At 42.4% G+C, this 14,904-nt stretch carries 11 protein-coding genes; 4 read left to right on the forward strand and 7 right to left on the reverse strand.

Features of this window, described 5'->3' with window-relative positions:
* Positions 1 to 10: 10 nt before the first annotated feature.
* The gene (locus JOD21_RS02265) at positions 11 to 1,144 is read right to left on the reverse strand and encodes a diguanylate cyclase (RefSeq protein ID WP_204728044.1); all 1,134 of its coding nucleotides are present in this window, start codon (positions 1,142 to 1,144) and stop codon (positions 11 to 13) included.
* Positions 1,145 to 1,342: 198 nt separating this feature from the next.
* On the opposite strand from JOD21_RS02265, the gene JOD21_RS02270 reads away from it, so the two are divergent.
* Together JOD21_RS02270 and JOD21_RS02275 are read left to right on the forward strand one after the other, a co-directional pair.
* Positions 1,343 to 2,524 (forward strand): C40 family peptidase, encoded by a 1,182-nt coding sequence (locus JOD21_RS02270; protein ID WP_239581329.1) that lies wholly within the window; start codon positions 1,343 to 1,345, stop codon positions 2,522 to 2,524.
* Positions 2,525 to 2,692: 168 nt separating this feature from the next.
* Entirely contained in the window at positions 2,693 to 3,586 is an 894-nt protein-coding gene (locus JOD21_RS02275; protein WP_204728046.1) for a hypothetical protein, read from the forward strand.
* A gap of 294 nt (positions 3,587 to 3,880) precedes the next feature.
* On the opposite strand, the gene JOD21_RS02280 is transcribed toward JOD21_RS02275, so the two are convergent.
* Together JOD21_RS02280 and JOD21_RS02285 are read right to left on the reverse strand one after the other, a co-directional pair.
* The gene (locus JOD21_RS02280) at positions 3,881 to 5,617 is read right to left on the reverse strand and encodes a methyl-accepting chemotaxis protein (RefSeq protein WP_204728047.1); all 1,737 of its coding nucleotides are present in this window, start codon (positions 5,615 to 5,617) and stop codon (positions 3,881 to 3,883) included.
* Positions 5,618 to 5,894: 277 nt separating this feature from the next.
* Positions 5,895 to 8,036 (reverse strand): 5'-nucleotidase C-terminal domain-containing protein, encoded by a 2,142-nt coding sequence (locus JOD21_RS02285; protein WP_204728048.1) that lies wholly within the window; start codon positions 8,034 to 8,036, stop codon positions 5,895 to 5,897.
* A 257-nt stretch (positions 8,037 to 8,293) separates the two neighbouring features.
* On the opposite strand from JOD21_RS02285, the gene JOD21_RS02290 reads away from it, so the two are divergent.
* Positions 8,294 to 9,304, forward strand: coding sequence for an S-layer homology domain-containing protein (locus tag JOD21_RS02290; protein WP_204728049.1), 1,011 nt, complete (start codon positions 8,294 to 8,296; stop codon positions 9,302 to 9,304).
* Positions 9,305 to 9,425: 121 nt separating this feature from the next.
* On the opposite strand, the gene JOD21_RS02295 is transcribed toward JOD21_RS02290, so the two are convergent.
* Together JOD21_RS02295 and JOD21_RS02300 are read right to left on the reverse strand one after the other, a co-directional pair.
* Positions 9,426 to 10,466 carry an S-layer homology domain-containing protein gene (locus JOD21_RS02295; RefSeq protein ID WP_204728050.1) on the reverse strand — a complete coding sequence of 347 codons (1,041 nt, stop codon included), beginning with the start codon at positions 10,464 to 10,466 and terminating at the stop codon, positions 9,426 to 9,428.
* Positions 10,467 to 10,692: 226 nt separating this feature from the next.
* Positions 10,693 to 11,277: a histidine phosphatase family protein gene (locus JOD21_RS02300; RefSeq protein ID WP_204728051.1), complete on the reverse strand. Its 585-nt coding sequence runs from the start codon at positions 11,275 to 11,277 to the stop codon at positions 10,693 to 10,695.
* 264 nt (positions 11,278 to 11,541) lie between these two features.
* Between JOD21_RS02300 and JOD21_RS02305 the strand changes: the two genes are divergently transcribed.
* Complete coding sequence (locus JOD21_RS02305; RefSeq protein WP_204728052.1) at positions 11,542 to 12,468, forward strand: LCP family glycopolymer transferase; 927 nt, start codon at positions 11,542 to 11,544, stop codon at positions 12,466 to 12,468.
* A 121-nt stretch (positions 12,469 to 12,589) separates the two neighbouring features.
* On the opposite strand, the gene JOD21_RS02310 is transcribed toward JOD21_RS02305, so the two are convergent.
* On the reverse strand, positions 12,590 to 13,900 hold the full coding sequence (locus tag JOD21_RS02310; RefSeq protein WP_204728053.1) for an acetamidase/formamidase family protein: 1,311 nt from the start codon (positions 13,898 to 13,900) through the stop codon (positions 12,590 to 12,592).
* Positions 13,901 to 14,068: 168 nt separating this feature from the next.
* A complete protein-coding gene (locus tag JOD21_RS02315) occupies positions 14,069 to 14,857 on the reverse strand; it encodes a transposase (RefSeq protein ID WP_204728054.1) in 789 nt (262 codons plus the stop codon).
* Between the last annotated feature and the right edge of the window lie 47 nt (positions 14,858 to 14,904).

Below are 14,904 nucleotides of genomic sequence, written 5' to 3' on the forward strand. Positions count from 1 at the left end.
ATCTCAAGGCTTAACCGCCAAGAGATGCTTCTTTTTCTTTTACTGACTCTTTTTGCGCCTTTGTTGCGAGATCATACAACGCGCATACCTGATTTCTACCGGCCTGCTTAGCGATATAAAGGGCACTGTCAGCGCTTTCAAAAAGCTCTTCTTTTAGATCGGCGTGCGTATGACTGACACCTGAAGAAACTGTAAGATGCAGTGCAGTGCCATCTTTTAATTTGAAGGTGTGATCATCAATTCCCCGACGGACTTTTTCAGCAAGTTTTTTCAACTCTTGCTTGTTTATATCCGGCAGCAGCACTGTAAACTCTTCTCCTCCATTTCTCGAGATAATTCCCTGGTGACCGGTAAGTTCTCTTAGACGTATCGCCACTTCTTTTAACACCTCATCGCCGGCTGAATGGCCGAATGTATCATTAATCTGTTTAAAGTAATCTATATCAAGCATAATCAGGCCTACCGGATTACCGGTTTCAATATATTCATTCATATAATGATTGTAATAGTGATCAAATGACCTGACATTAAAAAGTTCAGTCAGCGGATCTTTTCGCGCATTTTCCTGAATTTCATAAAATGTATCCGTCGCTTTACGGATATATCTCGCAAAGTAGAGGACAAAATAGCCGCCACCGATGGCCATAACTGCATGAAACAGTGCGGCTCCCGCTACCTCTACGATTGAATCTGACACAATCCAGAATGCGATAAAAAAGATCGAATGTGCATACACCAGCAGGAGCGTCCATTTTTTCCACACGCCCCATTTAACATACTGACCAATAAGCCCCGTTCCAAGTCCGATCGCCAGAATCATAAAAAGCGCAACGTGAGATGAATAGTTCACATCAATCATATACCGGCCCGCAATCACAACGCCTGAAGCAATCATAGCCGGAATAAACCCGCCATAAAAAGCCACCATTGCGATTGCCACGTGCCTGAGATCAAGTATCGTAATATCATTTATCGTAAAGCTGAAGTTCATTAATAACACACCAAACACACCCGCAATCAGTCCGTCAATTACTTTAAGACTAAGTCCGGATTGAAGCTTCAGTTGATTCCTTTTAAACAGCTGATGCCATACAAAAGTAAAAGAGATCATGATCGAAATATTAATAATAAAATCTCTTAACATCCTTTCGCTTCCCCTCGAATGCTGAATTTTTCGACATTTTTGATATTATAACATATCCAGGGTAGGATGACTTATAAAATACCTATAAATCAAACAAAATTATACTATATATAATCCTCCTTTTTACCCTTTTCAAATATCAAACTGAATCCGATGATATAGATATCAGGTTAAAGAGGAGCTGAAATCGTGAATAAAATGGTCAAATCATCATTTTTCATCCTTTCAACAGCAGCATTCTTTACAACAGCGCCGGAGCAGGTATCCGCTGAAGAACATACCGTCAGCCCGGGTGATACGCTTTACAAAATTGCTAAAGAACACAATATAACAGTTGATCATTTGAAAAAGGTGAATCGTCTGCAAACTGAAACCATTTATGTCAATCAGGTTTTAGATATTTCACCGGCAATAGAAGTAACAGATACTGCTACACTCAAAACAGCTCAGAATAGACCTGATGAATCAGCAGAAATCTATACTGTAAAAGCCGGCGACAGCCTTTCTAAAATCGCAGTCACAAACGGTGTAACCGTTCCGGATCTTGTTACATGGAACAAGCTTCCAACTAAAAAAATCATGGTTGGTCAACAGCTGACCGTACGATATAAAAAAGTGGTTTCTCCCCCGCCAGCTGAAGAAAAGCCTTCGAATCATACATATACCGTAAAGGCGGGAGACAGTTTATCAAAAATCGCCTCACAATATAAAGTAACAATTCAACAACTGATAGATTGGAACAGGCTCAGCTCCACTATCATCTATGTAGACCAGCAGCTCATCATCCATTCAGGCGGGGATGTACTGCCGCCGGATGATACCGGCAATGCAGATTTATACAAAGTAAAGTCCGGTGATACACTTTTTCAGATCGCTCTGAAACACAATGTCAAAATGAATGAACTTCTTCAGTGGAATAATCTGAAGTCTCCAAGAATTTTTGTAAATCAGACGCTTCATGTCAAAAAGCCTGAAGGTCCCACACACGTGGTAAAACCGCCCGTGGAAGTACCTGATAAGGCGTCTGACGTGATTGAAATTGCCATGCAGCAAATCGGTGTTCCGTACGTATGGGCAGGCAACACACCCGACGGATTCGATTGCAGCGGCTTTATTCATTACGTGATGAATGAAGCGGGACAATCTATGGGCCGGCATAATACGCAGGGGTTTTATGACCGTTCATATGAAGTCAGCAAGCCTGAACCAGGTGACCTCGTGTTTTTTGAAGATACCTATAAGTCCGGCATCTCACATATGGGTATTTATATTGGAAACAACCAGATGATCCACGCAGCTGATAACATCGGCGTCATCATCAGCTCACTTGATAATGTATATTGGAAAAAACACTTTGAAAGCTTTAAAAGATTTTACTGAACCCGTCAATCTGGCGGGTTTTTCTTATGGTTATATATTGCCATCTTTGACCCTATGAAAACTTTTTTTGTATAAATATGTTCTTTATCGTTGCAAGCAAGGAAAATATATACTACTATTATATGAGACTATTTAACCATATGTTTTTCTATTATTGGAGGAGATTTCTTGAAAAAGGATAACTGGGAGCTCAATATTTCATATGATGACTACGCATATGAAGTTACAGGAGATTTCAAAAACGTCGAGGAACATTTATCACTTGCAATTAATCACTTGCAAAAAGCTGAAGCTACCAACGAAAAAATTAAGTTTGACCTCAGGATTTACGGTAAAGCACCTTCAAAAATAGAAGAACTCTCAAAAGTAAATCAAACGACAATTGAGATCGACACAGAACTAAAATCGTTTGTAGACTCACTTGGTACAAGGATCGAATGGATCTACTGCCTGGGATTAAGCTATTACGCAAATCTGGTCAACCAGAACAATATCGCAACAGCCAAATCACTTAAACAACTATACACAGCAGCCGATATCCGTCCGCCTCAAAACATACATTTATGCATCAACCAGTGCGTACGGAAAAAATACCTGCAGCCGATCGGCAAATCAGTCGGCCAGAAAGCTTATTACATTACAGATGAAGGTATCACATTCATCGAGCAGCAAATTCAAAACGGCAAAACCAGCCAAAAAGAACTAGAATATGAATCTGAAGAACAAAAAGAAGCAGTTGAAACTTTCATCTCAACACTATCTAAAAAAAATCGTGCATCCTTGGACCAAATGAATGGCATGAGCGAAAAAATCCTGCTCATGATGCACCTCATGAAAAAAACAGGCCTGACAAAACCAGTACGCCCCCACCTCATCTACATGCTGATGGTACGCGTATTCGGCTACGACGGCCTCCCCCGCTCAGTCCACCTCGGACTAAGCAGAACCAGACCGTTAACCAAAAAAGTAAAACTCTCCAATAAAGTACATTACATGCTGACTCAGGAAGGCATTGAGTGGGCTGAGGAGAAAGCTGTTGAGGGGCAGAGTGCAGATTTTTAGGGGGACTTATTGGGGACGGAGTTTATACTCCACTTTCCAGCTGAGATCGGGGACAGAGTTCACACTCCACTTTCGCTATGAACTCTGTCCCCGTTGTTTACGTTGTTCTATTCAAATAAGCCTTGCTGTCTGCATCAGACAGCAAGGCTTTAGTTTTGGGTTGGGTATTGTGCTTGGCTTGGGGACGGAGTTGGCACTCCACTTTCGACACGAACTCTGTCCCTTGATCTTGGAGTGTAAACTCCGTCCCCACCTGCTATCCCAAAAACAGAGTGTAAACTCCGTCCCCATCAACTAACTCACCTTAAACTTCGCCACAATATCACTCAATTCTTCAGCCATTTTCGTCAGTGCCGCTGAGCTTGAGGCCACTTCCTGCATAGATGCGCTCTGCTCTTCTGAAGCAGCTGCGATTGATTCGCTTTCTGCTGATGAATCTTCTACCATTTCAGCTGTGGATTCAACTGAACGAACCATCTGCTGCGTGCTCGCATCAAGTTCGGTGATGGCTCCCAGCACATTTTTAGCGGCTGAAACGATCTCTGTTGTGGACTCCTCGATTTCAATGAATCCCTCACCGGTTCTCTCCATCGCTGTCATGCCGTCGTATACTGCTGCTTCACCATCAGTCATCACTGTGACAGAGCGTTCAATCCCTTCTCTGATATGGGAAATCAGTTCCTGAATCTGGCCTGCTGAGCGACTTGACTGTTCGGCAAGTTTTCTGATCTCGTCTGCTACGACTGCAAAACCTTTTCCATGCTCACCCGCACGTGCAGCTTCGATTGCCGCATTTAACGCGAGAAGATTTGTCTGTTCAGCAACATCTGTAATAAGACTGACAATGCTGCCGATCTGCTGAGACTGATCACCAAGAGTTTGAACTGCCCTGGCAGCTTCATTTGTTTTTGACTGAATTTCTTTCATTTTTGCTGATGTTTCTTCCAGGTGCTTCTTCCCTGTCGTCACCTGGGCAGAAGAAGTCGTTGTCGCATCATTCGCAGAGGTCAGATATCCTCTTATATCTGTAATTCTCGAAGAAATATCCTGCACAGTATGTCTGGATTCAGCAGCCTGAGACGTCTGTTCATTCGCATTTTCTGAAATCGTCTGAATCGATCCTGCAATCTGCTCGCTCGCCCGATTTGTCTCATCAGCACTCGCACTCAATTCCTCCGAGGAAGCTGCAAGCGTATGCGATACCTGATAGATTTGACTCACCATTCCTGATAGGTTATTCTTCATCAGGTTCAAGCTGTCTGCAAGCTCACCAATCTCATCCTTATTTTTAACCTGTAGATCTTCAAGATCCAGATTATTGTCACTCATTTCCTGTAAATGATTTCGCACTTTTACAATCGGTTTTGACAAACTTCTTGCAAACAAAATCACAATGATGATACCTGCAGCCAAAGCAATTCCCGCAGTAATCGCAATCAGCGTCAAAATCTCATTTGCTCCTTCGTTAAAATCCATATAGTAAGAACCGGTTGAAATAATCCAGCCCCAATTCGGATCATAAGCACTGTACATGATTTTATCAGCAGTTGACTCAGGATCCCCCGGCAAAGTCCAGGCATACTCTGTAAAGCCGCCACCTGCATAAGCTTTCTCAAAAACATCCTCTACAAACTTAAAGCCATTCACATCTTCTGTACCCGTCATATTCTGACCCTCAATTGAAGGATGAGCAAGCAAAGTACCCGTCTCATCATACACTGCAAAATAACCATTATCACCTAAATCAACAGGCGTCTCAATCAGCCGAGTTCCATCCTCCTGAAGCGGTCCGATCAGCTTCTCCTTAACACTTTCCTGTGCCTCTTCAAGTGAAAGGTCCCCTGCCTCCACCTGTTCATTCGCAACCTCAATCATCTGCAACGCTAAATGCACTGCATTCTCAATCATCACTTCTCCGCTCTCAGTCAAATTATCCTTCGCCGATAAATAACTGACCGTCCCTAAAACCACAAGCGGAACAAGCAACAGCAAAATACACACCGTCAACAACTTCGCCTTTACACTCTTCATCCCCAGAACCCCTTTGTTTGAATATTTCGTCTATAAAACTTATATCGACAAGCGAAAAGGGTTTTTGAGTATATAGTCTTATTTTATTAGGAGATAGGTTTATGAGTGTGAGATTAGAGGTATACAATACGCACTTTAGGGACGGAGTTAACACTCCACTTTTAAGGGACAGAGTTCGTGTCAAAAGTAGAGTGTTAACTCCGTCCCCAAGTATTTCTGCTATTAAAAAAAGCCTCCCAAAATCAGGAGGCTTTCTTCAATAACAGATTCATTTATTTTACTGCATTGTTTCAACATCTAAGAAAACCGAAATCATCTTAGCTGCCTGTGCGCGTGTTGAGAATGCAAGTGGGCGATATTGATCGCCATAGCCTGATGCAATACCAGTTTCATATACGAATGATACAGCATTATTTGTTTCTTCTCCCCAACCTTCTACATCTGAGAAGTAGTCAGTTGATTCAGGAGTGAACTCATCTCCATCAACCATATAAGCTCTGTAAAGCATAAGAGCAAGCTGTGAACGCGTAACCGGTTCGTATGGTCTGAACTCACCGTCAATACCATTTACGATACCGTTAGCTGCAGCTGCTGCAATCTCAGCCTGCGTTGATTCTGCTACATTTTCAAGATCACTGAATGAAGCTTCCTCTTCAGTTGTAAGTTCAAGACTTCTTACAATCAATGAAGCTGCCTGAGCACGTGAAAGGGTACCAAGTGAATCAAACATTGTGTCAGTTTTACCATTCAAAATGCCACCATAATACAGGTCAGCTACATAAGACTGGTACCAGTTGTCAGTCATGACATCTTCAAAAGGTGTTAGTGCAACGATTCGGTTTTCTTCTTCAGGAGCAAAAGTTCCAAGTTCTGCAATATATTCAGCAAATGTTTCATAGTCTCTGAAGCCTGGCTCAGATACACGGCCATCAGCATATGCTTCTGCAAATACTTCAAAGTCATCTCCACCCTTAGCAGTGAAAACGTTCGTTGCAACTTTGTACATTTCATCTTCTTCGATCATCACTGCTTCGTCACCCATCCAGACATAAGCTTCCTGAACGCGTGAACCTGCTTCCATTGAAGGATCGAACGCAAATTGCATACCTGCTACGTGAAGGAATGCACCAGCTGGAGTTGGATACTGACTTACACTGTGCTCCAGAGCTTCTAAAATCTCAGCTCCTGAAAGCTCCATTATCGCAAGATCATTACCAAAAGGCATTACCGTCAACACTTCACCAAGCGTAATTTCTCCAGCTGGAATTGATGCACGGATACCACCACCATTTTGAAGAGCAATTACAGTATCCTGATCAATAGACTGTGCTTTATCAAGCATAGCGTCAGTAATTAAATTACCAAGATTAGTCTCACCGGTACGCACCTCTTCACGCGTACCTTGAAGAAATACTTCAGATTCTCCTCCAGTTACTTCATTTTTCAAATCTTCAACTGCTTCAGAATATGGAACCAGCATTTCTGCCGCCTCAGTATCTTCTTCAGTTAGTTCTCTAACATCATGAAGCATGCCTTCATATGAACTTACGACACCTTCATCATCAAATGTAACGTCAAGCTGTCCGAGTTGCTTATTGTCTCCTTCAGTTTGAACAATTAATGTATCACCAATTTTTTCTGGTTCATCTAGTTTAAAATGTGTATGACCACCTACGATAATGTCGATACCTTCGACTTCCTGTGCTAATACTCGGTCATTATCTAATGCAGCATTGTCGTTGTAACCAATGTGCGTCAAAGCGATAATTTTGTTTACACCAGCTGCTTCAAATTCAGCTACTGCTTCTTCTGCAGCTGTAATATAGTTTGAGAATGTTACGGACTCAGGACTTGAAATATTTTCTGTTTCTTGAGTCGTTAATCCGAAGATTCCAACCTTTTCTCCATTTACTTCTTTAATAATTCCGTTATAAATTTCTCCGTTTTCAAATTCAGCTGTATAGTCCATTGACTGAAGTCCATCAAAGTTTGTATCTCCTGAGAAATCCACATTAGAAGCTACAAACGGGAATTCAGCACCTTGAACAAATGCAGATAGTTCCGGATGACCGGCATTTGTGCCTTTGTCAAACTCGTGGTTACCAAACGTCATCGCGTCGTAACCCATCAAGTTCATAAATGCAAGATCAGCCTGTCCAAAGAATTCATTGAAATAAAGTGTTCCAGAGAAAACATCCCCCGCATCAAGCAGCAGGTTATTTTCCGGCATCTCAGCCTTTAGGTCTTTTACAAGCTTGACACGCTTTGCAACATTGTCAAGATTCGCATGCGTATCATTCGTATGTAGTACTCTTAGTTCAAATTCGTGGTTATCTGCATGAGTTTCAGCAGCCTGGAATCCGAACACGCTTACTGCCATTGCACCAGCAACAGAAGTCATTAGTAACTTTTTCTTCATTTGACACCATCCTTGTAATTTTTTCTGACAGACTTATTATATATGTAATTTGTAAAGGAAAGTTAAGAAAATTGTAAAAACATATATTGAAAGCGCTGTCAATTAAAATCCTACCATTCTTCTCCTTTGAGAACAACTTTGAAGCTAGTATATTTTTAAAATTTCTGATATAAAGTTGAACTGCTTCTTTTTGAGTATTTTTAGAATGTTGGATTGGCTGTATAATCATAAATAAATACTTACGAAAGGAGCATACAATGAAAATTAAATTGTTATCTGTTTTAACAGTATTCTTTATATTTTCGAGCACAGCTTTATCAGCAGGCTTTTCAGATGTGCCCGATGATCACTGGGCCAGTCAGGAGATAGGGGAACTTTCTGAAGCGGGTATTATTGGAGGGTTCCAGGACGGAACATTCAAGCCTGAGAGACAAGTATCAAGAGCGCAGGCCGCAGCACTGATCGGGCGGACGCTTGACCTGGATGTGACAACAATTCAGAATCCGGGATTTACTGATATCACTGAAAATACAACCGGCTATCGCTATATCGCAAAGCTGACAGAGCTTGGGATCTTTAATCAGACAGCACAATTTAACCCAAACCAGTCACTGACACGCAGCCAGATGGCAAAAATTCTGACTGAGTCTTTCAGCCTGACAGGCAGCAGCATGAAACGCTTCAGCGATTTGACACCAGGAGGAGAAGCCGCGTCATATGCTAGCACGCTTTATAAAGCAGGCATCACAACAGGCACATCCTCTAGCACTTTCAGTCCAAACGCACCTGTACTACGGGCAAATATGGCTGTTTTCCTAAGCAGAACACTCGACTTTTTATTAGAAAATCCCGACGGCAAAGCAGGGACTGATTACAAAGAGCCCAGTGCTGTCGAACGCGAAATTTTGAGGCTCGTTAATATCGAACGTCAAAACGAAGGATTACAGCAACTGGCATTCAAAGCAGAAATGCAATTTCTTGCTGATCTCAAATCAAAAGATATGTCAGACAACAACTACTTTGACCACAACTCACCAACCTACGGCAGCCCGCAGGAAATGGTCACCTACTTTGGCTACCCGTGGTCATACGTAGGCGAAAACATCGCAGCCGGCTACCCAACAGCCCAGGCCGTCGTCAAAGGCTGGATGGACAGCCCCGGTCACCGCGCCAACATCCTTAATGAAAATTATACACATATCGGAATCGGGCATTATGAAGGCGGGTATTACGGGCATTATTATACGCAGTTGTTTTTGAGGGAGTGAGTGGAGGGTGTTTTTTTGGGGGACGGAGTTTCCACTTCATTTTCGAGGGACAGAGTTCGGATTTTCGGGGGACGGAGTTAAACAAGTTAATAGAGTCTAAACTCCGTCCCCCTCTGCTCCCCTACCTCACCTCAATCAACTCAACAATCACACGACCTTCTCGAGCCCCATACCACGTCGATTTCACAATCCCAATATTTTCTACATAATAATCTACATAGTCATTCCCCTGGACTTCTACTGCATTTGTAAAGGTGCCTGCGGGTGTTGTCACGGTTGCGTTTGTGTCTGTGATTTCTAAGATAAGTCCATTCTGGTCCATCCATGTTCGGCCTTCTTTGATTGGGTATCCCAGTGCGAAGCTGAATGTCAGCTGGGGTTCACCGAAGACGATACCGTTATTTGATTCAATGATTAATGATTCTGAAGTGATTTCATTATTTGTTCCGAAGTTTCTTTCCCAGACATTGCCCTCTTTATGATTAATAATCGTTGTAGAATCACCTGTCTGATATGTATACGTTTTTGACTGATCCGGCATAAAGCTTGCCTGGTAGAATGAAGGCTTAAAATCTTCATTTAAAAGACGTGCCATGAATAATGTGAAGTGCTGACGCTGAATCTGTTCAGCGGGTCTGAATGTGCTGTCCTCATACCCTGTCGTAATATCCGTGGAGGCAAGTCCGTTTACATAAGGGTTTGCCCAGTGATTCATTGGTACATCAATAAATGAGATACGCTGATGGTCGTATAAGTCATATCCTTCACTGAGAATCTTCGCCATCTGAGACCTCGTTAATGGTGCATAACGGTCAAAATACTGATACCCATTTCCGTCCGTTTTTCCTGAAATAATGCCCAGTTCAACAGCTGCAGCGACCTCTTCGTACCCATAGCTATCAGGATGCAAGTCAGTAAAACCAGGGTCAGATACATCTTCAGTATCCACTCCAATTTCCCGGATCAGCATCTGGACTGCCTGCAGTCTGCTTAATTCAGCGGTTGGTCTGAACGTTCCATCATTGTATCCTGACAAAATTTCCTGCTCTTCTAAAAAGCGGATCTCATCTTCATACATATTTACATCTGTAAATGCCTGTGCCGGCGCTGTCAAACTCATCGCAGCAATGCCTGACCCTATATATGTAACCAATTTTTTCAAAATCAGCTCCTCCTAACATTTATTAAAATAAACCCCAAATTTCTCATAAAAATTATCATTTTCATTACGACTAATACAGTTCATTTAAAAATCATTATTATACTAGCATATATAAACGAATTTAGATATGATAGCATTCAGCTGCGGTAATACTTTGGTTGGTAAGCCAGCAGCTCTCCTTATTTATAAAAAAGCCGGGCATCAGCGCCTGGCTTTTTCAATATATTTATTCAGGTATCCAGTCTGTCTTCCATAATCGTTCACTCGCTTCAAGCTCAAACTGATCGTTGATAGAGAGCTTGTAAATATCAGGTTTTGTTGTCTGCAGACTGAATTCATATCCATAGCGGTCATCAAACCAGCTCATAATACAAGCAAAAATATTCCCATGAATACCGATTGCGATCTTTTTCCCCTTATGTTCATCAACCGTTTCTTTCAAAGCAGCGATTCCACGTTCAATTACTTCATTGTTAGATTCTCCCTCAGGAAACTTAAAATCCCTATCGTCGAATACCTTTTTAATCGCAGTAAGCGGCTCTTCAAAATGATGATCCCGCGCTGCCAGATCACGCTCTCTAAACCGCGGATCGATCTCAACCTCTTTATTCAATTCCTTAGCAAGTCCTTCAACCGTCTGCCTCGCCCTCACATAAGGACTCGAAACAATGACTTCAATTCCCTCATTAACCAAAACCTCAGTCACCTTCTCAGCAGCCTTCCAGCCCTGCTTCGACAATCCCCTCGTCTCCTCAAACTCAAGCGAAAACACCGAATGAGCATGCCGAACCATATACACCTCTGTCACCATCACGCACCCCTCCCCTCAAATCCGTTTACACTGACTTGTTCCTATATTTTACTATAGTAAGGACTGAGATACTATCTATATGATATGTCTCCTGATTGGGGACGGAGTTTATACTCCATTTATAAGGGACAGAGTTAATATAATGCCAGAGTCTAAACTCCGTCCCCAACTAAAAAGTAGATTTACAAATCTACTTTTGTTCTTTATAATGAACATAATATATTTTATAAAGAATTTAATAAAGTGAAGCAGGGGGTGCTTTTTTTGAATAGAAAGAGAAGTAAATGGCGGCGCTGGTTAATAATAGACTTAGCAATTGTACTAGTTTTTACAGGTTTTTTTGGTGCATACGCTTTTCACTTTTATCAATCATTTGCAAGTGCGTCTAAAGACATTCATGTTTCATTTGATAGAATAAAGTCGGAGAAAAGAGTATCTTCAGTTCGTTTTGAAGAACAGGATCCTTTCACAGTCCTTCTTTTAGGAGTGGATGAACGTGAAAGTGATCGCGGACGGTCAGACACGCTGATTCTCGCTACTGTGAATCCCAAGACCGAAACAACAAGCTTACTCAGCATTCCAAGAGACACGTATACAGAAATAATTGGTTACGGGACAATGGATAAAATTAATCATGCCTATGCATTTGGTGGTATTGAAATGGCGATCGCTACTGTTGAAAACTATCTTGATGTGCCGATTGATTATTTTGTAAAAGTAAACATGGAGGGCTTTGAGGATATTGTTAATGCGGTGGGAGGAATTACAGTTGAAAATGCATTTCCGTTCAGCTCAAACGGATACACGTTTGAAAAAGGTCAGATTAATTTGAATGGAAAACAGGCGCTTGCATACGCCCGCATGCGCTATGACGACCCGGATGGTGATTTCGGAAGACAAGAACGTCAAAAACAGGTCATCGAAAATATTATTAAAAAAGGGGCGACTGTATCCACATTGTGGAACTACAATGAAATCCTGGAGGCACTCGGAACAAACCTGAAAACCAACCTGACCATCCCGCACATCATCCAGATCCAAAACGACTACAAACCAGCCCTTAACCATATGACAAAACGCAGCATCGAAGGTGGCGAGGACACCTATATTGATGGAATCTATTATTATAAAGTACCTGAGGAGCGGATTAGAGAATTGCAGACTGAGTTGAGGAGTGAGCTTGGGTTGTGAAGAGTTTTTTGGGGGACGGAGTTTATTTGTTTGGGGACGGAGTTAACACTCCATAATATAGGGACAGAGTTAACAAAATAAATAGAGTCTAAACTCCGTCCCCAAATCCGTCCTGCCCAATTCACCTACCCTTATAATGCCTCCTCACCTCATCCAGCATCCCGGCTTTTTCTAAATATTCAACCGGTGCTAAAAATGTGATAGTGACTACGCCAGGATGGCGGCCGATTTCGATGGAGCCTGTGATGGTGGTGCGGTTCATGATTTCAGGAACGGTTACGCCAAACAGGTCGGCTGCGCGCTGCAGGCCATTGTCAGTTGCGAGATTCAGGTTGGACCCTGTGCCGATCACTGAAACGGGCAGTGATTCCTCAAGCTTTTCGATGTTCCATTGCTTTGCTACAGCCTGAGCCGATTTCAGTTCAGCTTCGGTAAATGGTTTAGCTGTATAAGGAAGGTCTTCTTCATTTGGCAGAAGAATTGGTCCTTCAAGATTTACATTTTTGATCACATGAACCTGTAAATGAACGATACCTGAAACGTCAGCAGTGTGACCCGCAATTTCGCCGTCGCCCTGCATCGCGTGCATATCTCCGAGGTACACACCGCCACCAGGTACTTTTACCGGACAGATCAGCGTTGAACCTGCCCGCACTCTGCTGATATCCATGTGGCCATCAGTTCGGTGCTCCTTCAATTCATCTTCAGTCACCTTATAATCATGCGGTGCACCTACTAAGAACGACCCAAAATCCCCCGCATTGTGAGAATCAGGAATTGGCCGCGAAGGTGTCGTACCGAGTTGTCCCAAAAACGGTCTCATCCGTGCTATCACTCCAACAAGGTCATGCGGCGCAAACGTAACAATCGGATTCTGTACAGATTGATCCGGCGTCATCATATAATGACGGCCGTCACGCGCAATCGTCTCAGCCGATTCCTTAGACATCGTCACACCCACATCACCGTGCTCACTAAAACTGATCGTATAGCCATTTGTAAAAACAAAAGGCGTCACATCAGCGTGACAATCCGCACATCTGATTGCCTCCTGGCCGATCCCCTCAATCACCGTATCCGGATACATCGTCCCACACTCCGGACATTTCACCGCAACAAACGGATCACCAAGAAAACGGCCATCCACCGGCGTATCATTTCCTGAAGCAGTCGCCAAAGACGTCACATTAATCGAACGAATCTTAATGACAATCGCATCCCCCGGCTCAGCACCCTCAACAAACACAGGTTTCGTTACCTCATGACCACCCCTGATACAAGGCGTAATCATCGGCCCCCAGCACCCCGGCGCCGTATTGGCAATAATATGCCCGCCATCGCGAACCGGTCCAAGCATCTCCTTCTCCGGATCCAAAACCCCATCAATAAACGAATTCACCAGCAAAGTCTCAGTCGCTTTCGACATCTCCATTTCCCCTTTCTGAAAATTCAGTTTTATTATAACTTATTTTTGAGGATATCTCGAGTTCGAGGTTTTTGGGGGGACGGAGTTTATCCTACATATACAGGGGACACATTTATGGGGGACGGAGTTTACACTCTATGATGAAGTGTCAACTCCGTCCCCAAACAAAAGCTTTTAATCCTCCCGCTTCCCCGCTCGCCAAATCACCCCAAGTGGAATACCAAGGATTCTCGAAAGCTGAGGTCCAGAAATATCTTTTATTGTTTTTAAGTGCTGGATGATAATGATTTTTTCATTCATTGGAAGTTTCTTTATGTCGGGGAGTTCGATAGAGCCTACATGAGATTTGATTAAGTCAATTGCTTCAGTATCGGAGCGTTTAATTCGGTATGGGGATTTTCTTTGTGGAAGTTCGTAGACAGCTTCTGTAAATTCGATAAAGTAACTCACTGCTTTCATTGGATCACGTGAAAATAACGCTAAAATATCCTGGCAGTCACTCAAGTCTTTGTACGCGGACCGCTGATCATAATATTCCTGACAGCTGCTCCAAAAATAATGCGCAGGCACTTCAACCATAAAACTTCTGACACAGTTTTGATGAATATACCGAATGGCAGTGTGAAGGTAGGAGATATTTTCAATCGGACTACTGTAAAATCTTCCTGCATAAATTGAACCGCTGCCTCTGTATTTTTGATTGAAGTACCTTGCATAACTTCCATTGAGGCTCTGCATAATCCTTGAAATAGAATAGTCTGATTCCTTTATTACAAGATGATAATGGTTGTCCATCAAACACCAGGCATAAACCTTAAATTTCTTATCTTTTTTGATTTTCAAAAGCTTATTAAGAAACATTTCCCTGTCAGCATCATCATAAAATAATAACTGTGAATTAATTCCTAAAGTATCAATATGATAAATACCCGTACTGCTTATCTTTCTTCCTTCTCTTGGCATCGCAGTCTCTCCTTTTTTTAATTTTTTAGGGATGGAGTTTACACTTC

Source organism: Jeotgalibacillus terrae, assembly GCF_016908195.1.
Lineage (GTDB): Bacteria > Bacillota > Bacilli > Bacillales > Jeotgalibacillaceae > Jeotgalibacillus > Jeotgalibacillus terrae.